This window comes from Streptococcus oralis subsp. oralis (assembly GCF_002096455.1).
GTDB lineage: Bacteria > Bacillota > Bacilli > Lactobacillales > Streptococcaceae > Streptococcus > Streptococcus oralis_CY.
Window position 1 is genome coordinate 616,165 of the sequence record NZ_NCUL01000008.1, and the last position, 25,837, is coordinate 642,001.

Consider the following 25,837-nt stretch of genomic DNA (forward strand, 5'->3'; position numbering starts at 1 on the left):
CTTTTGGCAATTAACGCACAAGAAATCAGCGCTTTAATTAAGCAACAAATTGAAAATTTCAAACCCAATTTTGATGTATCTGAAACAGGTGTTGTAACCTATATCGGGGACGGAATTGCGCGTGCTCACGGCCTTGAAAATGCCATGAGTGGGGAGCTGTTGATTTTTGAAAACGGCTCTTATGGGATGGCGCAGAACTTGGAGTCAACAGACGTTGGGATTATCATCCTAGGTGACTTTACAGATATTCGTGAAGGCGATACCATTCGCCGTACAGGTAAAATCATGGAAGTTCCTGTTGGTGAGAGCCTTATTGGACGTGTTGTGGATCCACTTGGTCGTCCAGTTGACGGTCTTGGAGAAATCCATACTGATAAGTCTCGTCCAGTAGAAGCGCCGGCTCCTGGCGTTATGCAACGTAAGTCTGTATCAGAACCATTGCAAACAGGTTTGAAAGCTATTGACGCGCTTGTACCGATTGGTCGTGGTCAACGTGAGTTGATTATCGGTGACCGTCAGACAGGGAAAACAACCATTGCAATTGATACAATCTTGAACCAAAAAGGGCAAGATATGATCTGTATCTATGTAGCGATTGGACAAAAAGAATCAACAGTTCGTACGCAAGTAGAAACACTTCGTCAGTATGGTGCCTTGGATTACACAATCGTTGTGACTGCCTCTGCTTCACAACCATCTCCATTGCTCTTCCTAGCTCCTTATGCTGGGGTTGCTATGGCAGAAGAGTTTATGTACCAAGGCAAGCATGTTTTGATCGTATATGATGATCTTTCAAAACAAGCGGTCGCGTATCGTGAGCTTTCCCTCTTGCTTCGTCGTCCACCAGGTCGTGAAGCCTTCCCAGGGGATGTTTTCTATCTTCACAGCCGTTTGCTTGAGCGCTCAGCTAAAGTTTCTGATGAACTTGGTGGTGGATCTATTACAGCCCTACCATTTATCGAGACACAAGCGGGAGATATCTCTGCCTATATCGCAACCAACGTGATTTCTATCACTGACGGACAAATCTTCCTTGGTGATGGTCTCTTCAATGCGGGTATTCGTCCAGCCATCGATGCGGGTTCATCTGTATCCCGTGTAGGTGGTTCGGCACAGATTAAAGCCATGAAGAAAGTAGCTGGTACACTTCGTATCGACCTTGCTTCATACCGTGAGTTGGAAGCCTTCACTAAGTTTGGTTCTGACTTGGATGCAGCAACACAGGCTAAGTTAAACCGTGGACGTCGTACTGTGGAAGTATTGAAACAACCTGTTCATAAACCACTACCTGTTGAGAAACAAGTAACCATTCTCTATGCTTTGACACATGGTTTCTTGGATACGATTCCAGTAGATGACATTGTTCGTTTTGAGGAAGAGTTCCATACTTTCTTTGATGCACAACATCCAGAGATTTTGGAAACTATTCGTGAAACAAAAGACTTGCCAGATGAAGCAGTCTTGGATGCTGCGATTACAGAGTTTCTCAATCAATCCAGCTTCCAATAAGAATAGAGGTGTCAGATGGCAGTATCTCTAAATGATATTAAAACAAAAATCGCCTCAACCAAAAATACGAGTCAAATCACTAATGCCATGCAAATGGTATCGGCTGCCAAGTTAGGTCGCTCTGAAGAAGCAGCGCGCAACTTTCAAGTTTACGCTCAGAAGGTCCGTAAGCTTTTGACGGATATTCTGCATGGTAACGGATCTGGTGGTTCAACCAATCCGATGCTCATCAGTCGCCCAGTTAAGAAAACAGGCTATATCGTTATCACTTCAGACCGTGGCTTGGTTGGAGGTTATAATGCTTCCATCCTTAAAGCCGTTATGGAGTTGAAAGAAGAATACCATCCAGATGGTAAAGATTTTGAGATAATCTGTATCGGTGGTATGGGAGCTGATTTCTTTAAGGCTCGAGGTATTCAGCCAATCTATGAACTACGTGGCTTGGCAGATCAGCCTAGTTTTGATGAAGTTCGTAAAATTATTTCAAAAACGATTGAGATGTACCAAAACGAACTTTTTGATGAATTATACGTCTGCTACAACCATCATGTCAATACTCTCACAAGTCAAATGCGTGTGGAACAAATGCTTCCGATTGTTGACTTGGATCCAAATGAAGCGGATGAAGAGTATAGCTTGACATTTGAGTTGGAAACGAGCCGTGATGAGATTCTAGAGCAATTGTTGCCACAGTATGCTGAAAGTATGATTTACGGGGCTATTATCGATGCCAAGACAGCTGAAAATGCTGCAGGTATGACAGCCATGCAAACGGCGACCGATAATGCCAAAAAGGTCATCAATGATTTGACAATCCAGTATAACCGTGCTAGACAGGCGGCGATTACACAAGAAATTACAGAAATCGTAGCGGGGGCTAGTGCCTTAGAATAAGGCTTTGCCTCCCTCGTATTAAAATGAACTTATACTCAATGAAAATCAAAGAGCAAACTAGGAAGCTAGCCGCAGGCTGTACTTGAGTACGGCAAGGCGACGCTGACGTGGTTTGAATTTGATTTTCGAAGAGTATTAGGACCTAGTTGAACTAGGAACCGACAGTATCTTATATAGAATAGGAGAAGGAGATGAGTTCAGGTAAAATTGCTCAGGTTATCGGACCCGTTGTAGACGTCTTGTTTGCAGCAGGGGAAACACTTCCTGAGATTAATAATGCACTTGTCGTCTACAAAAATGACGAAAGAAAAACAAAAATCGTCCTTGAAGTAGCCTTGGAGTTGGGTGATGGTATGGTCCGTACGATCGCCATGGAATCAACAGATGGTTTGACTCGTGGAATGGAAGTTTTGGACACAGGACGTCCAATCTCCGTGCCAGTAGGTAAAGAAACTTTGGGACGTGTCTTTAACGTTTTGGGGGATACGATTGACTTGGATGCTCCTTTCGCTGAAGACGCTGAGCGTCAGCCAATTCATAAGAAAGCTCCAACTTTTGATGAATTGTCTACCTCATCTGAAATCTTGGAAACAGGAATTAAGGTTATCGACCTTCTTGCCCCTTACCTTAAAGGTGGGAAAGTTGGACTCTTCGGTGGTGCCGGAGTTGGTAAAACTGTCTTGATCCAAGAGTTGATTCACAACATTGCCCAAGAACATGGTGGTATTTCAGTATTTACCGGTGTTGGAGAACGTACCCGTGAGGGGAACGACCTTTACTGGGAAATGAAAGAATCAGGCGTTATCGAGAAAACAGCCATGGTATTTGGTCAGATGAATGAGCCACCTGGAGCACGTATGCGTGTTGCTCTTACTGGTTTGACAATTGCTGAATACTTCCGTGATGTAGAAGGCCAAGATGTGCTTCTCTTTATCGACAATATCTTCCGTTTCACTCAAGCTGGTTCAGAAGTATCTGCCCTTTTGGGTCGGATGCCTTCAGCCGTTGGTTACCAACCAACACTTGCTACGGAAATGGGTCAATTGCAAGAACGTATCACATCAACTAAGAAGGGTTCTGTAACCTCTATCCAGGCTATCTATGTGCCAGCGGATGACTACACTGACCCTGCGCCAGCAACAGCTTTCGCTCACTTGGATTCAACAACAAACTTGGAACGTAAGTTGGTACAGTTGGGTATCTACCCGGCCGTTGACCCTCTAGCTTCAAGCTCACGCGCCTTGGCACCTGAGATTGTTGGTGAGGAGCACTACGCAGTTGCTGCTGAGGTTAAACGTGTCCTTCAACGTTACCATGAATTGCAAGATATCATTGCTATCCTTGGTATGGATGAACTTTCTGATGAAGAAAAGACTTTGGTTGCACGTGCCCGTCGTATCCAGTTCTTCTTGTCTCAAAACTTTAACGTTGCAGAACAATTTACTGGTCAACCTGGTTCTTATGTGCCAGTAGCGGAAACAGTTCGTGGCTTTAAGGAAATCCTTGAAGGAAAACATGACCAGTTACCAGAAGATGCCTTCCGTGGTGTCGGTTCAATCGAAGACGTCATTGCTAAGGCAGAAAAAATGGGATTTTAAGAGGTGATCTATGGCTCATTTAACTGTCCAGATCGTGACACCAGATGGCCTCGTCTATGATCACCATGCCAGCTTTGTATCGGTACGAACTCTGGATGGTGAGATGGGGATCTTGCCACGACATGAAAATATGATTGCGGTTTTAGCGGTTGATGAAGTGAAGGTAAAACGTATCGATGATGATACTCATGTGAACTGGATTGCAGTGAACGGAGGAATTATCGAGATTGCCAATGACATCATTACTATTGTAGCAGACTCAGCAGAACGTGCTCGTGATATCGATATCAGTCGTGCTGAACGTGCAAAACTTCGCGCTGAACGAGAAATCGAAGAAGCCCATGACAAGCATTTGATTGACCAAGAGCGTCGTGCAAAAATCGCATTGCAACGTGCTATCAACCGTATCAATGTCGGAAATAGACTATAAAAAAATGAACTTGAAACTCAAGTTCATTTTTTTTAATGTGGGAAGTTGATGCAGACTGCTTCAGGGACATGAAAGTCGTTAGAAAGTTCTGCAAGACGACCACTTTTAGGATTGCGCTTAAAGACGGTTGCGTTATCAGAATCTTGATGAACAGCAATGAGAAACTCTTGATCAGGAGTTAGGTCGAAATCACGTGGATTTTTACCATGACTTGGTACAATCTCTAATAATTCCAAGCTACCATCAGCGAGGATTGTATAGACTGCAATGGAATCATGACCTCGGTTAGATGCATAGAGGTATTTGCCATCTTTTGAAAGACGAATGGCAGCAGTAGCATTGAAGCCTTCGTATCCATCTGGTAAGGTTGAAATGACTTGCATGCGTTCAAATTCACCGACCCCATCATAAATCAAGACCTCGATAGTGCTATTAAGTTCGCAGATGAGATAGGCAATCTTATAGTGGTGGTGGAAAACGATGTGGCGAGCACCTGCTCCAGCTTGGCCGTGATAAGTGTGGAGCTTACTTAGTTTTCCTTCTGGACTAACATCGTAGGTCGTTACTTCATCTGTACCTAGATCACAGGTGACGAGATACTGGTCAGGTGTTAGATCTGTAAAGTGTACATGTGGAGAAGTTTGGTTTTCATGAGGGCCTTGTCCACTATGCTGATCTAGATCTGTTTGGATGAGGCTACCATCCGTTTGACGTTTATAAACGAGAACTTGACCTTTATGATAGTTGGCCCCATAAACGAGACCACGCTTTTCATCCACTGCCACATAACAATGGGGAGCGCCTTCTTCAACCACATGATTTAGCAAAGCGCCATCTGTCTTGTAAGCAGCGATTCCACCTAAGCCATCCTGGCTCCCTACAGTGTATAAGTGTTGCTGTTGGTCAAAGGCAAGGTAGGTCGGACTTGGTTCAGCAGCAAAGAGTTCAAGATTTGCAAGCTGGCCTGTTTCTGTATCAAAATCTGCCTTGTAAATCCCTTTAGATAAGCGACGAGTGTAAGTTCCAAAATAAACAGTTTCTTTCATGTCCATACCTCTTAATAATGATAAGTTCATTATACCACAAAATGGCAGTCATGAAGCATCAGATTCATCCATGTAAGCACTTTAAAAAAGAGTTATTTTAGTCTAAAAATGGTATAATGAGAGAATGACAGAAAGGATGTATTTATGGAACATAAAGAGAAACATTTTAGCCTATCTTGGTTTTTTAAGTGGTTTTTAGATAATAAAGCCATCACTGTATTTTTAGTAACTTTGTTACTGGGGCTAAACATTTTTATTCTAAGTAAGATTAGTTTTATTTTTTTACCAGTTTTGGATTTTCTAGGAGTTGTCATGTTGCCAGTTATTTTATCTGGTTTACTTTATTACCTCCTCAATCCGATTGTTGACTGGATGGAGAAGCACAAGATCAATCGTGTCCTTGCCATTAGTATTGTTTTTGTTGTTATTGGACTCTTTATCATTTGGGGGCTGGCAGTCGCAATTCCTAATCTGCAACGTCAAGTCTTAAATTTTGCGAAGAATGTGCCGACATACCTGGAAGATGCTGATAAGGTGATCAATGACCTTGTAACCAAACGCTTGCCAGATGATTTTAGACCACAGTTGGAGCAGGTTCTTTCCAATGTTTCTAGTGAGGCGACCATGTGGGCCAGCAAAATCTCTTCTCAAGCTGTTAACTGGGTTAGCGCCTTTATCAGTAGCGTTTCCCAGGTCATTGTTGCGGTTATTATCGTACCCTTCATGCTCTTTTATCTTTTGAGAGATGGGAAAGGCTTGCGAGATTACCTGACTAAATTCATCCCAAACAAGTTAAAAGAACCTGTCGGACAAGTTTTGTCAGATGTTAATAAACAGTTGTCAAACTATGTTAGAGGGCAGGTTACAGTTGCTATTATCGTGGCAATTATGTTTATTATCTTCTTTAAGATTATTGGTCTCAGATATGCTGTGACTCTGGGGATCACGGCTGGTATCCTCAATCTAGTACCTTACCTGGGTAGTTTTCTTGCCATGTTGCCTGCTTTGGTTTTGGGCTTGATAGCAGGACCTGTGATGCTTTTGAAAGTGATTATTGTCTTTATTGTTGAACAAACGATTGAAGGTCGCTTCGTTTCTCCGCTTATTTTAGGTAGTCAGCTAAACATCCATCCAATCAATGTCCTATTTGTTCTCCTAACTTCAGGTTCTATGTTTGGTATTTGGGGAGTCTTGCTGGGAATTCCTGTCTATGCTTCTGCCAAGGTCGTTATCTCAGCTATCTTTAACTGGTATAAAAAAGTCAGCGGTTTGTATGAAGAAGAAGGGGAGGAAATCAAGAGTGAACAATAGTCAACACATGCTCCAGGCTTTGGATGAACAGGATTTAATCAAAGCGGATCAGTATTTTCACAAAGCCCTCGAAACAGATTCAAGTGAAGTTCTTTACGAACTAGCAAGCTATCTAGAGGGAATTGGCTTTTATCCTCAAGCAAAAGAAATTTACCAAAAAATCGTTACAGAATTTCCAGAAGTGAATCTGAATTTAGCAAGTATTGCTAGTGAGGATGGCAATGTTGAGGAAGCCTTTGCTCACCTTGAGGAAATCACACCCGAAAGTGACTGGTACGTGTCGGCTTTGGCCTTGAAGGCTGACCTCTATCAGTTGGAAGGATTGACAGATGTAGCGCGTGAAAAGTTACTGGAAGCCCTAAACTACTCAGACGATCCCTTATTAGTTTTTGGTTTGGCTGAGTTGGATAGCGAGTTAGGGAATTATCAGGAAGCTATTCAGGGCTATGCTCAATTAGACAATCGCTCCATCTATGAGCAAACGGGTGTCTCAACCTATCAACGAATTGGTTATGCTTATGCCCAGTTAGGTAAGTTTGAAGCTGCAACTGAATTCTTAGAGAAAGCTTTAGAATTAGAATACGATGACCAAACTGCCTTTGAACTGGCTAGTCTTTACTTTGACCAAGAAGAGTATCAAAAATCTGTTCTTTACTTTAAGCAGATTGATACCATTTCACCTGACTTTGAAGGATATGAATATGGTTATAGTCAAGCTTTGCATAAGGAACATCAGGTGGAAGAGGCCCTTCGTATCGCTAAACAAGGTTTGGAGAAAAATCCATTTGAAACTCGGCTCTTACTGGCTGCTTCTCAGTTTTCGTATGAATTGCATGATCCTAGTAGTGCAGAGCAATTTCTCCTTACTGCCAAAGAAGATGCAGAGGATACAGAAGAAATTTTCCTTCGCCTTGCAACCATTTATATGGAACAAGAGCGGTACGAAGATATCATTGCTCTCCAAAGTCAAGAACCTGAAAACCTCCTGACCAAGTGGATGATTGCCCGTTCTTATCAGGAAATTGAGGATTTAGATAAGGCCTATGAGCTCTATCAGGAACTATCGCTTGATCTCAAGGATAATCCTGAATTTCTGGAGCAGTATACTTATCTCCTACGTGAATTGGGGTATTTTGAAGAAGCCAAAGTGCAAGCTGAAGCTTATTTAAAACTCGTTCCAGATGATGTTCAGATGCAAGAACTATTAGAGACACTTTAAGGATTTCTATTTTTTGTAAAATTTTATTAACAGAAACGAATGACTTTAAATGAATGATTTGAAAGACCTCAGAGGTCTTTTCTTTTTTACTAATATAATATAAATGTTAGAATTTCTTATAGCCAATTTAGATGAAGTTTTGAACGATGAAAGCCTGCTACACCCTATAAAATAAGAGTTTAAAGGTATGATTTGAACATCGAACTACTATGAAATACTTGACAAATTTATATAAGAATATATAATAATAAATAAGGGAATCTATCCCCAAAAATAAAGGAGGCAAATGTTGTGAAAAAGATTAATAAAAAACTTTCTCATGCATTCATGGCGCTATTGTTAGTAGCTTCAGTATTTATCCCAGTACTAAGAACTAGCAATGTGGTTAAAGCTGCTGAACTACCATCTAGTAGCTATACGCTAACGACAGTACCGACAATTAACAATAATAAGTTAGTTGACGGTGCAGAGTATGGTGAAGGGAAATTTTACCTTCAAACCACCTACAAATTCGACAACTCAACAACGTTGAAGAATGGTGACTTTATGGTTTATAAAGTTCCAAATGAATTCAAAATTGAAACAGATTCAACTACTGAAATCTTTGGTAACGATGGAGTCACTAAAGTTGCTGAGTTAACGACAAATAAGTCTGTAAATACAGCGACTGTAACGGTAACTAACGAAGATTATTTTGCTAACTTACCTGAAGAGAAACAAATTTCGGCCTTATTTACTGTTGTATGGGCTGATAATGTTGAACTCAATAAATCATATCCAATCGACATTCCTGGAGCAGGAGTATACAATTTGACTCGTATTGTTCCAGATGAGGATCCAACAGGATTTACTAAATGGGGAGTTCAAGATACGAACGATCCAAATTATATTAATTGGTATATTCGCGTAAACAAATATGCTAATCCTTATGAAGGCGTTTCGATTCAAGATACAATCCCTGAAGGGCAAGTATTAGCTAGTGAGATTACAGGTTACTACTTTACTGAATGGGGTAAGGATGAACATCATCCTCTTTTGAATCCAAGTCACATTGTTGTTCAAGATTCTAATCGCTTCACTATTACTCCAAATGGTAATGGTGATCTAATCAACCAAGGTTTGTATGTAGTTTATAAGACTCGTATCACAGCTCCAGTTGATAATACAACAAAGAAAGCTTTCAATAACGTTAAAATTACGACTTCGACTGAAAACTTTGATGTAGAAGGTTTTGCACCATTAACCACAACTGAAGGTATTAGTTCAGGTTCACGTTCTACAGAAGTTTCATTTGAGGTTTCTAAGCAGTTAAAAGGAAAAGACTTAGCTGCTGAAGAATTTAGCTTCCAACTACTTGATCCAAACGGATCAGTTGTGGAAACTGTTAAGAATGATAAAGATGGCAAAGTGAAATTTAAAGCCGTTAAATTCTCTACAGTGGGTACTTATAAGTATCAGATCAAAGAAGTTAATGATCAAAAACCAGGTTTTGCTTACGATGATAAGACTATTAACGCAGAAGTTACTGTAACAGATGTTTATGGTGAGAAGTTTGCAAGTGTTAAATATGACAATAAAGTTTTTGTAAATTCGTATTCTGCTAAATCTGCAACAACTTCAATTACTGCTAAAAAAGTCCTAAATGGTAAAACTCTTGAGGCAGATAAATATGAATTTGAATTGAAAGAAGGCGACAAACTTGTAGCTACAGCTAAGAATACTGCAGATGGAACAGTTGCTTTCCCAGCGATTGAATACACTGCTACAGGAACTCACACATACACGATCACTGAAAAAGCTGGTAATGAAACTGGTGTAACTTATGATAAAAATGCTTATACAGTAACAGTAAAAGTTGCAGACAATGGTCAAGGTCAACTTGTAGCAACAGTTACAGGTAATAATCCAACCATCACAAATACTTATGCTGCTGAGACTCCAGGTTCTTCAGATAACAAACCTAAACAACCAGAAGAAAATAAAGAACTACCAAATACTGGTACATCTGAAATGACTATCTTGCTTACTGTTGTAGGAGTAGTACTTGCGTTTGGTTCCATTCTCTTATTCCGTTTCAAAAAAGTTAAATAATCTAGTTGAAAAATCTTGATGCCTTTGCTATGGCATCATCAAAGAGCCACTTGTATGGATAGTAGAAATGATACTATTCTTATAAAGTGGTTCTTTTTTTATATCTTTAGAGGTAAGAAGTGAATGAGAGTAAACAGCGTTCTGTATCAATGAAATCTTTATAGATATTTGATAAAAAAATTTGATCATGGTCCTCTCAGAACTAGAAGTTAAACCTATATTCTCGTCTAGAATCCTTATAATTCTTCTAATTTTTTAAGATGATATTTCGCACGGATTTCTTAGATAAAGGTGTATAGTTCAAGAATTATAGAATTTTTTTACAAAAACCCTTGCTAAATTGTTTATTTATGCTATAATAGGAACAATAATTTTTAGGAGGTGCAGTATGTCTTATATGTTTGAGATATTACCAAGTTTATTGAATGGTGCAAGTATGACTCTTCAAGTCTTTGCTCTGGTCTTGATCTTTTCAATTCCTTTAGGTATTGTCGTTGCCTTTGCTTTGCAAGTTCGTTGGAAACCCCTCCATTATCTGATTGACCTTTATATTTGGGTGATGCGAGGGACTCCCTTGCTCTTGCAATTAATCTTTATTTACTATGTTCTCCCTAGCATTGGGATACGTTTAGATCGTTTGCCTGCTGCTGTGATCGCTTTTGTATTGAACTATGCAGCCTACTTTGCTGAAATCTTTCGTGGTGGGATTGAAACCATTCCTAAAGGTCAATATGAGGCTGCTAAGGTCTTGAAGTTTAGTCCTTTTGACACAGTGCGATATATCATTCTTCCTCAAGTTACAAAGATTGTCTTACCGAGCGTCTTTAATGAAATCATGAGTTTGGTCAAGGATACTTCATTGGTTTATGCCCTTGGGATTTCAGATTTGATTTTAGCAAGTCGGACAGCAGCCAATCGAGATGCCAGTCTTGTTCCTATGTTTTTAGCTGGAGCGATTTATCTAATCATGATTGGTCTTGTAACCATTGTAGCGAAAAAACTTGAGAAGAAGTACAGTTATTACAGATAGGAGGATTGCTATGTTAGAATTACGAAACATTAACAAGGCCTTTGGTGGTAAACAAATCTTAACCAACTTCAGCCTATCAATTCCTGAAAAGCAAATCCTTGCAATCGTAGGTCCATCAGGAGGCGGAAAGACAACCCTATTACGTATGCTAGCTGGACTGGAAACCATCGATTCAGGGGAAATCTACTATAACGGCGAATCGCTAGCTATAGACGAACTAGAAAAGCGCAATCTTCTGGGATTTGTTTTCCAAGATTTTCAACTTTTTCCGCATTTGTCAGTTCTAGATAACTTAACTCTGTCGCCTATAAAAACAATGAGCATGGGGAAGGAAGTTGCTGAGAAGAAGGCGCGTGGTTTGTTAGAACAACTTGGGTTAGCTGGACATGCAGATGCCTTTCCATTCTCACTTTCAGGTGGGCAAAAACAACGGGTGGCCTTAGCACGCGCTATGATGATAAACCCAGAAATTATTGGATATGATGAGCCTACATCAGCCTTAGACCCAGAATTGCGATTAGAAGTAGAAAAACTTATCCTTCAAAATAAAGAGCGTGGGATGACTCAGATTGTTGTGACCCACGATCTTCAGTTTGCGGAAAACATTGCTGATCAGATCCTTAAGGTTGATCCAAAGTAGGACTAGGAGGTGCCTATGAAGAGAAAGAAAATTGCCCTTGTACTTGCTCTGTTCTTTAGCTTCTTCCTGACGGCTTGTACTCAGAAGGCAAGTGATCCAAATCAGGATAATTGGGCCAAATATCAAAAACAGGGAAGCATTACCATTGGCTTTGACAATACCTTTGTTCCCATGGGATTTGAGGAAAAGAATGGCCAGTATGCAGGCTTTGATATTGACCTGGCCCAAGCTGTTTCTGAAAAGCTAGGAATTCAGATTAAATTTCAACCCATCGACTGGGATATGAAAGAAACCGAGCTACAAAATGGTACCATTGATGCCATCTGGAATGGCTATACAGCTACAGATGAACGAAAAGAGAAGGTTGCTTTTACCATTCCTTACATGGAAAATCAACAAGTTTTGGTCTCTAAAAAGTCTCAAAACATCCACTCAGTTCAGGATATGACTGACAAAGTTTTAGGGGCCCAGGCTGGATCTTCTGGTTTTTTGAATTTTGAAGGACAACCAGAACTACTCAAGAATCGAGTGAAAGACCAGAAGGCTAATCAATACCAAAGTTTCAATGAAGCCTTAATTGATTTGAAAAATGATCGGATTGATGCCTTGTTGATTGACCGGGTATATGCCAATTATTATCTCCAGTCTGAAGGAATATTAAATGACTACAATGTCTTTTCAGCTGGATTTGAAAGTGAAGCTTTTGCAGTGGGTGTTAGACCTGCTGATAAAACTTTGCTAGATGCATTGAACCAAGCCTTTATCTCACTATACCAAGAAGGAAAATTCCAGGAAATCAGCCAGAAATGGTTTGGGGAAGATGTAGCCACCAGTCAAGTTAAAAATCAAGAATAAGAAAAAGAGATTGAGTTTTTCCTCAGTCTCTTTTTGCATCGAAAAATCCTCTGGCAAGTACCAGAGGATAAGGGGTTATTTCATTGTTGGGAAGAGCAATACATCACGGATAGTAGTTGTATCAGTGAGGAGCATGCAGAGACGGTCGATACCGATTCCCAAACCACCTGTTGGAGGCATACCGTATTCAAGAGCCTCAATGTAGTCGTAGTCGATGCCTGTTGCTTCATCATCACCAAGCTCTTTAGCTTTAGCTTGAGCTTCAAAACGGCTAAGCTGATCAATTGGGTCGTTTAACTCAGTAAAGGCATTACCGTATTCCTTAGTCATGATAAAGAGCTCGAAACGGTCAGTAAAGCGTTCGTCTTCAGGATTTTTCTTAGCGAGTGGAGATACTGCTACTGGATGTCCATAGACAAAGGTTGGTTGGATTAAGGTTTCTTCGACAAACTCTTCAAAGAAGGCGTTGATAATGTGGCCAACTTCAGTGTAGTGTTTCTCAACTGGAACTTTCTTCTCAGCAGCGATAGCTTTAGCTTCCTCGAAAGTCATGTCTTGCCAGAAGTCTACACCAGTAATTTCCTTGATAGCATCTACCATGTGAACACGTTTAAATGGTTCGTTGATCTTAATTTCAGTGCCCTGGTAGTTAACTGGACCATCACCCTTAACTGCCTTAGCAGCGTGTTGGATAATACCTTCCGTCAAGTCCATGATATCTTGAAAGTCAGCATAAGCTTGGTAAACTTCGATAGAAGTGAATTCAGGGTTATGAGTAGCATCCATTCCTTCGTTACGGAAGATACGGCCAATTTCATAAACACGTTCCATACCACCAACGATAAGGCGTTTCAAGTGAAGCTCGGTCGCGATACGAAGCACCATGTCAATGTTCTGTGCATTGTGGTGGGTGATAAATGGACGAGCAGCAGCACCACCAGCTTCATTGTGAAGAACAGGTGTTTCCACTTCAAGGAAACCTTTTTGATCTAGATAACGACGGATTTCAGAGATGATTTTTGAACGAGTGACAAAGCGCTCAAAGCTTTCACGGTTAGAAATCAAGTCCAGGTAACGTTTACGATAAATTGTTTCAACGTCAGTCAAACCGTGGAATTTCTCTGGAAGTGGGCGAAGTGCTTTAGACAAGTGTGTGATGTGAGTTGCCTTGATAGAAAGTTCTCCCATATCTGTACGCATGACTTCACCTTCGACACCAAGGAAGTCACCAAGGTCAGCCTTTTTGAAGATTTCGTAGTTTTCTTCACCAACTTCATCTTTACGAACGTAGATTTGGATTTGACCTTCTCGGTCTTGAAGATGGGCAAAGCCGACTTTCCCTTTTCCACGTTTGGTTACTAAGCGTCCAGCGATAGTAGCAGTTTCATTTAATTCATGTAATTGTTCTTTATCAAGTTCTGCAAATTTGTCTTTTAGTTCTTGAGAGTTAGCAGTACGTTCAAAACGTTTTCCGAAGGGATCGATTCCTTGTTCACGGAGCGCAGCCATTTTTTCACGGCGAACGATCTGCTGGTCATTTAGTTCTTCCATATGTTCTGTAGACATGGGTTCCTCCTAATTTTACTCAAAATTTGATACGATGAGTCATTTTTTGCGATACTCCCATTTTATCATAAATAGCAGAGAAATTCACGGATATTCTTTGAAAACTAAAAAGAACTTGACTATTAAGATCAAGTTCCATTATTTTCTTTGATAGGAAGTGTCATTCCATCTTTCCAGAGTGAAGGTTTCAAAATCCTCAGTGTCCAAAATTGTCAGACTAGCATTGGCCAAGCCTCCATCTTTGCGAAGGTGAGCCTCTTTATAGCCTAAAAGTGTACGAAGGCTAGCAGTGAGATTGGCCCCATGCCCGACAATCAGAATTCTTTCAGCCGGACTTTCTTTCAGAGATTTGATAAACTGAATGGTTCGCTGAGTCGTAGAGTAGAGAGATTCGGCTTCAAACATCCTCGTATCAAACTGAGCCAGATTAGAGCGAAAGGCCTTGATTTGTTGTGGGTAGATGGCATTGAGCGTAGCAATTTTTAATCCCTCTAGTTTGCCAAGTTGCCATTCACGTAGGTTAGGAATGCTCTTTAAAGGACAAGGGGCTAGGAGTTGACTTTGGATAATTTCAGCAGATTTAACTGCTCTGGGTAAATCACTAGAATAAATCGCATCAAAAGGAATTTCCTTAAGATACTGCCCCAGTTGTTTTAGTGTGTCAATGGACTCTGGAAGAAGGGGAGAGTCACCACTAGCACCTTGAAAACGTCCTTCAAGATTCCAGAGGGTGCGACCATGACGGACAAAATAGAGTTTCATTACTTACTTTCCTCCAAGATATCAGCAAAGTCCGCTTTTACAAAACTGGCTAAGTCTTGAGGTCGGATGATAATACTATGCCCAACTTCTCCAGCAGAGACAATCATTTGGTCCAAATCCAAAGCAGTCTGATCAATAAAAATAGGATAATTGTGTTTTTGGCGAATGCCGACGGGGTTATTAGCCCCATGAATATAGCCTGTCGTTTTTTCTAGGTCTTTTTGAGGAATCATGCTGACTTTTTTATTACCAGAAACCTTTGCTAGTTTTTTCTCAGCGAGGTGTTCTGTTATGGGAACGATTCCGATGATTGGCCCCGTTTTGTCCCCTAATAGAGCCAAGGTTTTAAAGATATGAGTTCGATCATATTCTGAAGGAAGTTCTCCCTCAAGCGCGTTGATTTGTATACCAGTATGGTCAATACCCGCCTTGGTCAAGATTTGTTCGACCAAGGTTTTTTTAATCTTAACTTTCTTTGCCATTATTTATATTTATCCTCCAATTGACTCATCCAGATACCAAGCCAAATGCCAAGCGCAAAGAAGAAGGCGACGAGAACATAGCTCACAATAGAAAGTCCAGTGTATTGGATACTTTCAGCACTTCCAGCATTTGGAATCAAAATCAAGAGGGTGCTTGATAGCACAATTCCAATAATAAAGTGATAAACACGGGAGTGGTAGTTGTTCAAGGCATGGTCCATTAATTTTGAAAAAATGATGAGGGTTGCACCTGCACCAATTCCGATAGGAAGGAAAGTACCGAATAAATCAAAGGTCTTAAAGCCAGTTAGCATTGGAGCGTACAATCCTAAAATCAAGAGTAGATTTGACGGACTTAAACCAGGCACCAAGATACCAAGCGCTAAAAGAGCACCCGCTAAGATGAAACTAGCGAAACTAGCACTGAGAGAACCAACAACAAAATTTAACGCGTAGAGCCCGACACCTGAAAGGATAAAGGTAGTCCAGAACCAGACTAAGTCAATCTTATCCCGATCAGACTCTCGAGTAGATTCTTTAAGGAGGCTAGGAACTGTACCGATGATAGCTCCAGCAAAACTCCATAAAACATAGACTTGGTAATTTTCTAGCAGATACTCAATTGGATAAGAAAACAAACCAATGCCTAGCAACATCCCGATTGCTACTGGGATAAAGTATAGTACATTCTCTTTAAAATTCTTAAAGGGATGAGCCAGAAAACTAATCATTCGCTCGTAAATTCCCAAAATAGCTGCTAAAACACCGCCAGAAATTCCGGGTAGGATAAATCCTAAGGCGATGACGATTCCTTTAATAACTCTTGCAATCCATGAAAACATCATAAAATCCTCAACTTCATAAAATTCTTTCTCTATTCTATCAATTATAACACAGACGAGAAGAAAATGAAAAAACAAGTGAAAAAGAGAGCAATTTTCACTTGTCTTATGGTCTTAAAAATAGTTTTCTGAAGGTTTCTTCTTTTTCCTTCAAGGTAGAAATGAGATTAATATCTAAATGATGCTCGAATCCAGCAATGCTTCCTTTGGAAGTATACTGATGGAGGTCATAGTCTAAATCAGTATTAGGCGTGGTTTCAAAGTAACCTGAATTGGTTCCATAAGATGGAATCCAGACAGCAGAGAACTTATCTGTATTGATACTATGCTCTTTCATAAAATAAACACCGATGTAAATTCCGATATTTTTGGCGCCAAGGGCTTCTAGTTTAGCCCTAAAAGCTTCAACCCCTTCGTTCATATCGGACATTGTTTTTTCTTCAACATCGAGCCAATAGTAACTAGGGTTGTATGGAGAAGCAGCATTGTAGAAAACCTCAGCAGCTTTTTCCATTTTTTCCTTACTAGTACCTGCTAGATAGGCATAAACAGCAACTGGAACATTGCGCTTTTGAAATTCTGAAATGTGATTTATATAGGCTTTATCGACACCATTGGCATAGGCGGCATTATTTGTTTCAGTATGCTGACCCCCATTGTGGACACGAACAATAACACCTGAAATATTTTGAGACAAGGTATCGTAGTTGATTTCCTCAGGTCTTTGCCAACCAGAGACATCAATAATAGGTTTGTCAAGATTATGCAAGGCCTGATTTTCAACCTGGACAGCATTTGGTTTTGACTTGACGGGATGGTCTTCATAAGTTGGTTTATTGAGGATCAAAATAGCTATAAATATAGTAAATAAAGTAAAAATAATAGCTGGATTAATCTTTTTTCTCATATTTAATTAGTTTAACGTAAATAAATAAAAAAATCAAAGAAAACATCGTAAAAAGTGAATATATGGGCGTCTTTTCCCTATTTCTCTGTTTGTTTACTCCTAAGAAACTAAATTATGGTATAATATAAGGGAATTTCTAGAGAAAAGAGAAGATTATGTCAAATTATGCCATTATTTTAGCAGCGGGTAAAGGTACTCGCATGAAATCAGATCTTCCAAAGGTACTTCACAAAGTAGCAGGAATTTCGATGTTGGAACATGTTTTTCGTAGTGTTGGTGCTATTCAACCTGAAAAAACAGTTACTGTAGTTGGTCACAAGGCTGAGCTAGTTGAGCAAGTATTAGCTGGTCAGACAGACTTTGTTACCCAAACAGAACAACTAGGAACTGGGCATGCTGTCATGATGGCAGAGCCTATTCTCCAAAATCGTACTGGCCACACCTTGGTTATTGCTGGGGATACTCCTCTGATTACAGGTGAAAGCTTGAAAAACCTCTTGGATTTCCATATCAATCATAAAAATGTGGCGACGATTTTAACAGCTGAAGCAGCTGATCCTTTTGGATATGGTCGTATCGTCCGCAATGATAATGCTGAAGTTCTTCGCATTGTGGAGCAGAAAGATGCTACAGACTTTGAAAAGCAAATTAAGGAAATCAATACTGGAACTTATGTATTTGACAATGAACGTCTTTTTGAAGCCCTTAAAAACATCAACACCAACAATGCCCAAGGTGAGTACTATATTACTGACGTGATTGGTATTTTCCGTAATGCGGGTGAAAAGGTTGGTGCCTATACTCTCAAGGATTTTGATGAAAGTCTTGGGGTAAATGACCGTGTAGCTCTTGCGACTGCAGAAGCAGTGATGCGCCGCCGTATTAATCAAAAGCACATGGTTAACGGTGTCAGCTTTGTCAATCCTGAAGCAACTTACATCGACATTGATGTTGAGATTGCTCCTGAAGTTCAAATCGAAGCCAACGTTACCTTGAAAGGTCAAACGAAGATTGGTGCGGAGACTATTTTAACAAATGGAACTTATATTGTAGATAGCACCATTGGATCTGGAGCTGTGATTACCAACTCTATGATTGAGGAAAGTTTGGTAGCAGACGGCGTGACTGTTGGTCCTTATGCCCATATTCGTCCAGGTTCAAGTCTGGCTGCTCAAGTTCACATTGGAAATTTTGTTGAAGTAAAAGGATCTTCAATCGGTGAAAATACCAAGGCGGGTCATTTGACTTATATTGGAAACTGTGAAGTAGGTAGTCATGTTAACTTTGGTGCTGGTACGATTACAGTAAACTATGACGGGAAAAACAAATATAAGACTGTGATTGGCAATAATGTCTTTGTTGGCTCAAACTCAACTATTATTGCTCCTGTAGAACTTGGGGATAATTCTCTGGTTGGAGCGGGTTCAACCATTACCAAGAATGTTCCTGCAGATGCCATTGCTATCGGCCGTGGACGACAAGTTAACAAAGATGAGTACGCAACACGCTTACCTCATCATCCTAAGAACCAGTAGGAGTTTGTCATGGAATTTGAAGAAAAAACGATTAGTAGGAAGGAAATCTATCAAGGTCCTATTTTCAAACTAGTACAAGACCAGGTGGAACTACCAGAAGGAAAGGGTACTGCCCAACGTGACTTAATTTTTCATAATGGAGCTGTTTGTGTACTAGCTGTGACAGCTGAAGACAAAATCGTTCTCGTTAAGCAATACCGAAAAGCTATCGAGGCTGTTTCTTATGAGATTCCTGCTGGTAAACTTGAACTTGGTGAAAATGCTGATCCAATGGCGGCGGCCCTTCGTGAATTGGAAGAAGAAGTTGCATACACTGGTAAGTTAGAACTGTTGTACGATTTCTATTCTGCGATTGGATTTTGTAATGAAAAACTAAAACTCTACCTCGCTAGTGATTTGGTCAAGGTGGAAAATCCTCGCCCACAAGATGATGATGAAACTTTGGAAGTTTTAGAAGTAAGCCTAGAGGAGGCCAAAAACCTAATCCAGTCAGGTCATATCTGTGATGCCAAGACCATTATGGCAATCCAGTACTGGGAACTACAAAAGAAATAGAGGAGAAACCCATGGGAAAACCTTTATTAACAGACGAAATGATTGAACGTGCCAATCGTGGCGAGAAAATCTCAGGACCACCTCTTCAAGATGATGAGGAAACAAAGATCCTACCAACGTCTTCACAACATTTTGGTTATTCACGCTCTAGAGACCACGGTTTTAGTCAAGATACACTTACAATCGAAGTAGAACCAACGATTCATAAGAGTCGCCGCATTGAGAATACTAAGAGAAATGTTTTTAATTCGAAACTCAATCGCATCTTGTTTGCAGTCATCCTACTCTTGATTTTGTTAATTTTAGCGATGAAACTCTTGTAATTGAAAGGACTTGAAATGAAAATTGGAATCATTGCTGCCATGCCAGAAGAACTCCTATATTTGACTCAGAATTTGGATAAACCTCAAGAAGTCCAAGTCCTCGGAAATACATACTACACTGGCTCTGTTGGCAAGACAGAAGTTGTCTTAGTTCAGAGTGGGATAGGGAAGGTTATGTCGGCTATGAGTGTAGCTATTCTAGCTGACTATTTTCAGGTAGAAGCTATCATCAATACAGGATCAGCAGGTGCTCTTGCTGAAGGGATTGCTGTTGGTGATGTCGTGATTGCAGATAGACTAGCTTACCATGATGTGGATGTGACTGCTTTTGGTTATGCTTATGGCCAAATGGCGCAACAACCGCTTTATTTTGAATCAGACAAAACCTTTGTAGCCAAAATCCAAGAGAGTCTATCTCTGTTGGACCAAAACTGGCACCTAGGCTTGATTGCTACAGGAGATAGCTTTATAGCTGGGGATGATAAGATTGCTAGTATCAAATCCCACTTCCCTGATGTTTTAGCAGTTGAAATGGAAGGGGCAGCCATTGCTCAAGCGGCTCGGGCTCTTAGCCTACCTTTCCTAGTCATTCGTGCTATGAGTGACAATGCCAATCACGAAGCCTCTATCTCTTTTGATGAGTTTATTATCGAAGCTGGACGTCGTTCTGCCCAAGTCTTACTAGCCTTTTTAAAGGCCTTAGATTAAGCGGAAATTTGACAGTTTATCTAGCTTATGATAAGATTTAAATAAAGAAAAGCTAGAAAACGTTTCAGAGGATATTATGAGTATTGAAATGACCGTCAGTGAGATTGCAGAGGTCTTAGGACTATCTCGTCAAGCAATCAACAATCGTGTCAAAGAACTTCCAGAAGAGGACACGAAAAAAAATGACAAAGGTGTAACTGTAGTTACTCGAAGTGGCTTGATCAAGCTAGAAGAAATCTATAAAAAAACAATTTTTGAAGATGAGCCTGTCAGTGATGATGTCAAACAACGTGAACTGATGGAAATCTTGGTTGATGAGAAAAATGCTGAAATTCTTCGTTTGTACGAGCAGCTCAAGGCAAAAGACCGCCAGTTATCAGAAAAAGATGAACAGATGCGTATCAAAGACCGCCAGATTGCTGAAAAGGACAAACAGTTGGACCAACAGCAACAGTTAACTCTTCAAGCGATGAAAGATCAAGAAACCTTGAAACTCGAGTTGGACCAAGCAAAAGAAGAAGTCCAAGCAACCAAAAAAGGCTTTTTTGCTCGACTTTTTGGAGGAAAATAAAGAAGCTGTTTGGGTTACTCACTAACCTAATGGCTTCTTTTATTATTTATAGTTTAGTTTGGGGAGTAATTGAGGTAAATAATGGAAAAATTAAGAGATTATATCTCCTTTGATTTGGAATTCAATCAACACGAGGGAGTTACCCATTTAATTCAAGTATCAGCAGTCCGCTTTCAAGATGGACAAGAAAGTGCTGCTTTTGATTCTTATGTTTATACTACAGCACCATTGAAGAGTTTTATCAATGGTTTGACTGGAATCACAGCTGAAACCTTGAAAGATGCGCCAAAGGTAGAACAAGTTTTAAAGGACTTTCAAGCATTTGTTGGTGACTTACCTATCGTTGGTTACAATGCAGCTAAGAGTGATTTGCCTATTATCTTGGAGCACGGTATTGATTATCGTGACCAGTATAAGGTTGATCTATATGAGGAGGCTTTTGAACGCCGTAGTTCTGATCTACACGGCATAGCCAATCTTAAATTGCAAACTGTTGCAAATTTTTTAGGCTTTCACGGGAAGTCTCATAACAGTTTAGAGGACGCCCGCATGACGGCGCGTGTTTACGAAGCTTTTTTGGAATCGGATGAAGGAAAGCTATTAATAGAAGACCAGAGTAGTTTTTCGATGAATAATCCTTTCGGTGGCTTAGATTTATCCCAATTTTTAGACTAGGAGTGCCTATGAAACCTGAAAAACCTAAAAAGCTAGGTTTTAGGAAGATATACTATAACCTAGATAAGATTTTATTTCTATTTTTCTTGATATTTATGATGGTTGAGTTTGTCTGGCTACCATTGAATTCATGGATTGCTGGCATCCTTCTGAGACAAACTGGTTACTTGTTTATCTCCTACAATAACTTTTGGGCGATTATACAAGGCTCGCCTTTTATCAGTTTAGCCTTTCTTATTTTAATTGCAATCAATCTCCTGGTTGCCTATTTCCAGATCTGTCTTTTGTTTATCGGGGCTCGTCACCTTCTCTATCATGAAAAGAGAACTTTAATTGAGTATAGTAGAAAAGTATTTCACCAGAGCTTTATATTCGTTAAGCGATTGAGCTTTTGTAAGATGACTTTTGTCTTTTTTTACATTGCTATGCTTTTCCCGTTCATCCGTAAGATTTTAAAAATCTACTACCTCAACAAAATTATTATCCCTGATTTTATTGTGAATTATTGGGAAGGTAAGCATTGGCTGGTAGGTCTGATGATCATAGCATCCGCTTGGATCTTTCTCTACATCTCTGTCCGATTTATGTTTGCCCTTCCTAAGATTCTCTTTGAAAGAAAGACCGTAAGAGAAAGTGTGAAATATAGTCTCCAAAAGACGAAGAAAAACGTCCTTTTCTTCTCTTGGCATCTCCTACTCATTATCATTAAAACCTATCTCTTCTTCTTTGTCTTGTTAATTCCCTTGCTCTTTGCTCAGGCTGTAATGGATAATTTTACTCAAAAAGAATCCTTGATTCTTGGTGTGATTAATTTTATCTTGATTAAAAACCTCCATTACATGACCCTGACTTATTTCCTAGTGAAGTTTGTTTCCTTCCTTACAGGAGAAGAGCTAGAGATTATGCCAAGGCGAAAGAAAGATCATCTGATGAGATGGGGTGTCATGGGGTGTGCAAGCATCATTTTTGCCATAGAAGGCTACGTTTATCTGGAATCTCCGGATACCAATACACCTTTAGTGATTTCGCACAGAGGAGTAAGTAATAAAAACGGTGTTCAAAATACTGTGCAGTCTTTAGAAAAAACAGCTCAACTAAAACCAGATCTCATTGAAATGGATGTGCAGGAAACGAAAGACGGTCAGTTCGTGATGATGCACGATGCCAACCTCAAAAATTTAACAGGTATTAATGCTACACCGCAAGATTTGACTCTAGATGAATTAACAAATACAGATATTTACGAGAATGGTTATCAGACAAAGATTTCCAGTTTCGATGCTTATCTGGAACGCGCCAATGCATTAAACCAAAAATTGCTGATTGAGATTAAAACCAGTAAAAAAGATAGTCCGCAAATGATGGATCATTTCCTCGAAAAGTATGGAGCGACTATCAAGAAATATGGACATCAGATGCAATCACTAGACTATCATGTGATTGATAAAGTGTTGACTTATGATTCTGAAATTCCAGTTTACTTCATTCTCCCCTATAACAGTATTTTCCCAAGAACCAAGGCAACTGGTTATACCATGGAATATTCAACCTTGGATGAATACTTTGTCAATAAACTCTGGACTACTGATCAGAGTCTCTACGTTTGGACCGTAAATGGTTCGGAGGCATTTGATAAAGCAGTTCGTCTCGGTGCAGATGGCATGATTACTGATGATCTTGAAATGGTCCAGTCACAAGTCACAATGGCTCAAGACGATCCGGAATATACGGAATTACTCTTAAAGAAAGCAATGGAATTCTTTGATTTCTAAGAAAAAAAGAGAAACATCTGTTTCTCTTTTTTTGTGGATTAGAAAGGCAATTTTCCAGCGAAAGCACCGAGTTTCTTCTTAGTCGTTTCATCAATTTGTTCAAGAGCAGCATTAATTGCTTGCGCAGTCATATCTGAAAGTGTTTCGAGATCTTCTGGATCTACAACTGCTGGGTTGAAGTCAATGCTGACAACTTTTTTGTCTCCAGTCAAAGTTGCTTGGACAAGGTCTTGAGCAGATTTTCCAACAAATTCCATGGCAGCGAGTTCTGCTTGGCTTTGTTCCATTTGTTTTTGAAGTTTTTGTGCTTGGCGCATCATGTTTTGCATGTTCATCATGGCGGTTTACAGTTTCCTTTTTTCTATTATTTTTCTTTTTATTTTATCAATTTTAGGGGCAAAAGTCTATTATTTGTTTAATTCATGAGATATATGACCTTTTATAATGAGTCTCTCAAACAACTTTTAAGAAATTTACTATGCACACCTAGTATTCTTTGCTAAACAAATAATTTCATTTAAGCTTTCTTTAAGGTTTCTATTATATTCTAAAGAACTCTATATTAACCGAACGTTGAATGGATAATATAGAGGATAACCTAATTTTATTTCTTGATTTATTATGGTCTTTCCGGATTTAGTAACACATTGTTCACTTTTTACCTTAAATGGTGTGTTGATTAGACTAAATGATTCACTGTCTTTTCTTCATGATGGAGGCAGATTGTGATATAATAGATGATAATGAGTTTTTTAGAATAAACTAAAGGAGAATATAAATGATCTATGCAGGAATCCTAGCCGGAGGAACTGGCACACGCATGGGAATCAGTAATTTACCAAAACAATTCTTGGAGTTGGGTGATCGTCCTATTTTGATCCACACAATTGAAAAATTTGTTTTGGAACCAAGTATTGAAAAAATTGTAGTTGGAGTTCATGGAGATTGGGTATCTCATGCTGAGGACTTGGTTGACAAGTATCTTTCTCTTCACAAGGATCGCATCATCATTACAAAGGGTGGTGCTGATCGCAATACCAGTATCGAGAAGATTATAGAAGCTATTGATGCCTACCGTCCAATCACTCCAGAAGATATCGTGATTACGCATGACTCTGTTCGTCCTTTTATCACACTTCGCATGATTCAGGACAATATCAAACTGGCTCAAAATCATGATGCAGTTGACACAGTAGTAGAAGCAGTTGATACCATTGTTGAAAGTACTAATGGTCAGTTTATCACTGATATTCCAAATCGTGCTCACCTCTATCAAGGTCAAACACCTCAGACATTCCGCTGCAAGGATTTCATGGATTTGTATGGTTCCCTATCTGACCAAGAAAAGGAAATCCTGACAGATGCATGTAAGATTTTTGTTATCAAAGGAAAAGACGTTGCCCTAGCTAAAGGGGAATATTCAAATCTTAAAGTCACAACTGTGACAGACCTGAAAATCGCGAAAAGCATGATTGAGAAAGACTAAGGCTATGATTAATCAAATTTATCAACTGACCAAACCAAAGTTTATCAATGTAAAATACCAAGAAGAGGACATTGATCAGGAGAATCATATCCTTATTCGTCCAAATTATATGGCGGTTTGTCATGCAGATCAACGTTATTATCAAGGGAAACGCGATCCAAAGATTTTGGCTAAAAAGCTTCCAATGGCCATGATTCACGAGTCTTGTGGAACTGTTATTTCCGATCCAACTGGGACTTATGAAGTTGGTCAAAAGGTAGTTATGATTCCCAATCAACCGCCTATGCAGAGTGACAAGGAGTTCTACGAGAACTACATGACAGGAACCTACTTCCTATCTAGTGGTTATGATGGCTTTATGCGAGAATTTGTCTCTCTTCCAAAAGACCGAGTCGTTTCTTATAATGATATCGAAGATACAGTTGCTGCCATCACTGAGTTTGTAAGTGTCGGTATGCATGCTATGGATCGTTTCTTGCATCTCGCTCATAGCAAGCGAGAGCGCATCGCTGTTATCGGAGATGGTAGTTTGGCCTTTGTGGTTGCGAATATTATCAATTACACTCTACCAGAAGCAGAGATTATCGTGATTGGTCGCCATTGGGAAAAACTGGAACTCTTCTCTTTTGCAAAAGAGTGCTACATCACGGATAATATCCCAGAGGATTTGACCTTTGATCATGGATTTGAGTGTTGCGGTGGTGATGGTACAGGACCAGCTATCAATGACTTGATTCGCTATATTCGTCCACAGGGAACGATTCTCATGATGGGAGTGAGCGAATACAAGGTTAATATCAATACACGAGATGCTTTGGAAAAAGGATTGTTATTAGTAGGCTCATCTCGTTCAGGACGCGTCGATTTTGAGAAGGCCATTCAAATGATGGAAGTTAAAAAGTTTGCGAATCGTCTGAAGAATATCCTTTATGTTGAAGAGCCTGTGAGAGAAATCAAGGACATTCACCGTGTCTTTGCTACAGACCTAAATACTGCTTTCAAAACAGTATTTAAGTGGGAAGTGTAGAAG

At 39.8% G+C, this 25,837-nt stretch carries 26 protein-coding genes; 19 read left to right on the forward strand and 7 right to left on the reverse strand.

The window, feature by feature from the left end; all coding sequences use genetic code 11:
- Positions 1–3: 3 nt before the first annotated feature.
- From atpA to B7720_RS07550, 4 genes are all read left to right on the forward strand, one after another.
- A complete protein-coding gene (gene atpA, locus B7720_RS07535) occupies positions 4–1,509 on the forward strand; it encodes a F0F1 ATP synthase subunit alpha (RefSeq protein ID WP_044020865.1) in 1,506 nt (501 codons plus the stop codon).
- 15 nt (positions 1,510–1,524) lie between these two features.
- Entirely contained in the window at positions 1,525–2,403 is an 879-nt protein-coding gene (locus B7720_RS07540; protein WP_000301228.1) for a F0F1 ATP synthase subunit gamma, read from the forward strand.
- Positions 2,404–2,594: 191 nt separating this feature from the next.
- A complete protein-coding gene (atpD, locus tag B7720_RS07545) occupies positions 2,595–4,001 on the forward strand; it encodes a F0F1 ATP synthase subunit beta (protein WP_000094372.1) in 1,407 nt (468 codons plus the stop codon).
- 10 nt (positions 4,002–4,011) lie between these two features.
- A complete protein-coding gene (locus tag B7720_RS07550; RefSeq protein ID WP_000940836.1) occupies positions 4,012–4,431 on the forward strand; it encodes a F0F1 ATP synthase subunit epsilon in 420 nt (139 codons plus the stop codon).
- A gap of 32 nt (positions 4,432–4,463) precedes the next feature.
- On the opposite strand, the gene B7720_RS07555 is transcribed toward B7720_RS07550, so the two are convergent.
- Positions 4,464–5,477: a lactonase family protein gene (locus tag B7720_RS07555; protein WP_044020862.1), complete on the reverse strand. Its 1,014-nt coding sequence runs from the start codon at positions 5,475–5,477 to the stop codon at positions 4,464–4,466.
- A gap of 144 nt (positions 5,478–5,621) precedes the next feature.
- On the opposite strand from B7720_RS07555, the gene B7720_RS07560 reads away from it, so the two are divergent.
- The 6 genes from B7720_RS07560 to B7720_RS07585 all read left to right on the forward strand — a co-directional run bounded on the left by B7720_RS07560 (position 5,622) and on the right by B7720_RS07585 (position 12,623).
- Complete coding sequence (locus tag B7720_RS07560) at positions 5,622–6,788, forward strand: AI-2E family transporter (RefSeq protein ID WP_000400296.1); 1,167 nt, start codon at positions 5,622–5,624, stop codon at positions 6,786–6,788.
- The gene (locus tag B7720_RS07565) at positions 6,778–8,007 is read left to right on the forward strand and encodes a tetratricopeptide repeat protein (RefSeq protein WP_044020860.1); all 1,230 of its coding nucleotides are present in this window, start codon (positions 6,778–6,780) and stop codon (positions 8,005–8,007) included. Before B7720_RS07560 ends, B7720_RS07565 begins: the two co-directional genes overlap by 11 nt.
- Before the next feature lie 291 nt (positions 8,008–8,298).
- On the forward strand, positions 8,299–10,098 hold the full coding sequence (locus B7720_RS07570) for a Spy0128 family protein (RefSeq protein ID WP_084857349.1): 1,800 nt from the start codon (positions 8,299–8,301) through the stop codon (positions 10,096–10,098).
- A gap of 388 nt (positions 10,099–10,486) precedes the next feature.
- On the forward strand, positions 10,487–11,128 hold the full coding sequence (locus B7720_RS07575) for an amino acid ABC transporter permease (protein ID WP_000121156.1): 642 nt from the start codon (positions 10,487–10,489) through the stop codon (positions 11,126–11,128).
- A 10-nt stretch (positions 11,129–11,138) separates the two neighbouring features.
- Entirely contained in the window at positions 11,139–11,768 is a 630-nt protein-coding gene (locus B7720_RS07580) for an amino acid ABC transporter ATP-binding protein (protein ID WP_084857351.1), read from the forward strand.
- A 15-nt stretch (positions 11,769–11,783) separates the two neighbouring features.
- Complete coding sequence (locus B7720_RS07585; protein WP_084857353.1) at positions 11,784–12,623, forward strand: amino acid ABC transporter substrate-binding protein; 840 nt, start codon at positions 11,784–11,786, stop codon at positions 12,621–12,623.
- A 75-nt stretch (positions 12,624–12,698) separates the two neighbouring features.
- Here B7720_RS07585 and lysS read toward each other — a convergent pair whose 3' ends face one another.
- The 5 genes from lysS to B7720_RS07610 all read right to left on the reverse strand — a co-directional run bounded on the left by lysS (position 12,699) and on the right by B7720_RS07610 (position 17,182).
- Positions 12,699–14,189 (reverse strand): lysine--tRNA ligase, encoded by a 1,491-nt coding sequence (lysS, locus tag B7720_RS07590; protein WP_000102438.1) that lies wholly within the window; start codon positions 14,187–14,189, stop codon positions 12,699–12,701.
- Positions 14,190–14,327: 138 nt separating this feature from the next.
- Complete coding sequence (locus B7720_RS07595; protein ID WP_084857355.1) at positions 14,328–14,951, reverse strand: histidine phosphatase family protein; 624 nt, start codon at positions 14,949–14,951, stop codon at positions 14,328–14,330.
- Positions 14,951–15,433 carry an aminoacyl-tRNA deacylase gene (locus B7720_RS07600; protein ID WP_001085910.1) on the reverse strand — a complete coding sequence of 161 codons (483 nt, stop codon included), beginning with the start codon at positions 15,431–15,433 and terminating at the stop codon, positions 14,951–14,953. Before B7720_RS07600 ends, B7720_RS07595 begins: the two co-directional genes overlap by 1 nt.
- Positions 15,433–16,275, reverse strand: coding sequence for a DUF368 domain-containing protein (locus B7720_RS07605; RefSeq protein WP_084857760.1), 843 nt, complete (start codon positions 16,273–16,275; stop codon positions 15,433–15,435). The genes B7720_RS07600 and B7720_RS07605 overlap by 1 nt, the downstream gene beginning before the upstream one ends.
- A gap of 106 nt (positions 16,276–16,381) precedes the next feature.
- Positions 16,382–17,182, reverse strand: a complete 801-nt coding sequence (locus tag B7720_RS07610) for a glycoside hydrolase family 25 protein (protein WP_084857357.1) — start codon at positions 17,180–17,182, stop codon at positions 16,382–16,384.
- 155 nt (positions 17,183–17,337) lie between these two features.
- Between B7720_RS07610 and glmU the strand changes: the two genes are divergently transcribed.
- The 7 genes from glmU (at position 17,338) to B7720_RS07645 (ending at position 23,321) form a co-directional block, all read left to right on the forward strand.
- Positions 17,338–18,717: a bifunctional UDP-N-acetylglucosamine diphosphorylase/glucosamine-1-phosphate N-acetyltransferase GlmU gene (gene glmU, locus B7720_RS07615; RefSeq protein ID WP_084857359.1), complete on the forward strand. Its 1,380-nt coding sequence runs from the start codon at positions 17,338–17,340 to the stop codon at positions 18,715–18,717.
- Positions 18,718–18,726: 9 nt separating this feature from the next.
- Positions 18,727–19,272: an NUDIX hydrolase gene (locus B7720_RS07620; RefSeq protein ID WP_000393797.1), complete on the forward strand. Its 546-nt coding sequence runs from the start codon at positions 18,727–18,729 to the stop codon at positions 19,270–19,272.
- An 11-nt stretch (positions 19,273–19,283) separates the two neighbouring features.
- A complete protein-coding gene (macP, locus tag B7720_RS07625; RefSeq protein ID WP_000517872.1) occupies positions 19,284–19,595 on the forward strand; it encodes a cell wall synthase accessory phosphoprotein MacP in 312 nt (103 codons plus the stop codon).
- A 15-nt stretch (positions 19,596–19,610) separates the two neighbouring features.
- Entirely contained in the window at positions 19,611–20,303 is a 693-nt protein-coding gene (locus B7720_RS07630) for a 5'-methylthioadenosine/adenosylhomocysteine nucleosidase (protein ID WP_084857762.1), read from the forward strand.
- Positions 20,304–20,379: 76 nt separating this feature from the next.
- Complete coding sequence (gene rocS, locus B7720_RS07635; protein ID WP_000021252.1) at positions 20,380–20,874, forward strand: chromosome segregation protein RocS; 495 nt, start codon at positions 20,380–20,382, stop codon at positions 20,872–20,874.
- Between the two features lie 81 nt (positions 20,875–20,955).
- Positions 20,956–21,549 carry a 3'-5' exonuclease gene (locus B7720_RS07640; protein WP_084857361.1) on the forward strand — a complete coding sequence of 198 codons (594 nt, stop codon included), beginning with the start codon at positions 20,956–20,958 and terminating at the stop codon, positions 21,547–21,549.
- A gap of 8 nt (positions 21,550–21,557) precedes the next feature.
- Positions 21,558–23,321, forward strand: a complete 1,764-nt coding sequence (locus B7720_RS07645; RefSeq protein ID WP_084857363.1) for a glycerophosphoryl diester phosphodiesterase membrane domain-containing protein — start codon at positions 21,558–21,560, stop codon at positions 23,319–23,321.
- A 38-nt stretch (positions 23,322–23,359) separates the two neighbouring features.
- Here B7720_RS07645 and B7720_RS07650 read toward each other — a convergent pair whose 3' ends face one another.
- A complete protein-coding gene (locus B7720_RS07650; protein ID WP_000981515.1) occupies positions 23,360–23,659 on the reverse strand; it encodes a YbaB/EbfC family nucleoid-associated protein in 300 nt (99 codons plus the stop codon).
- A gap of 440 nt (positions 23,660–24,099) precedes the next feature.
- Here B7720_RS07650 and B7720_RS07655 point away from each other — a divergent pair, with 440 nt between their 5' ends.
- Positions 24,100–24,807 carry an IspD/TarI family cytidylyltransferase gene (locus B7720_RS07655; protein WP_009730094.1) on the forward strand — a complete coding sequence of 236 codons (708 nt, stop codon included), beginning with the start codon at positions 24,100–24,102 and terminating at the stop codon, positions 24,805–24,807.
- 4 nt (positions 24,808–24,811) lie between these two features.
- Positions 24,812–25,834, forward strand: coding sequence for a ribitol-5-phosphate dehydrogenase (locus B7720_RS07660; protein WP_000609901.1), 1,023 nt, complete (start codon positions 24,812–24,814; stop codon positions 25,832–25,834).
- The last annotated feature ends 3 nt before the right edge of the window (positions 25,835–25,837 follow it).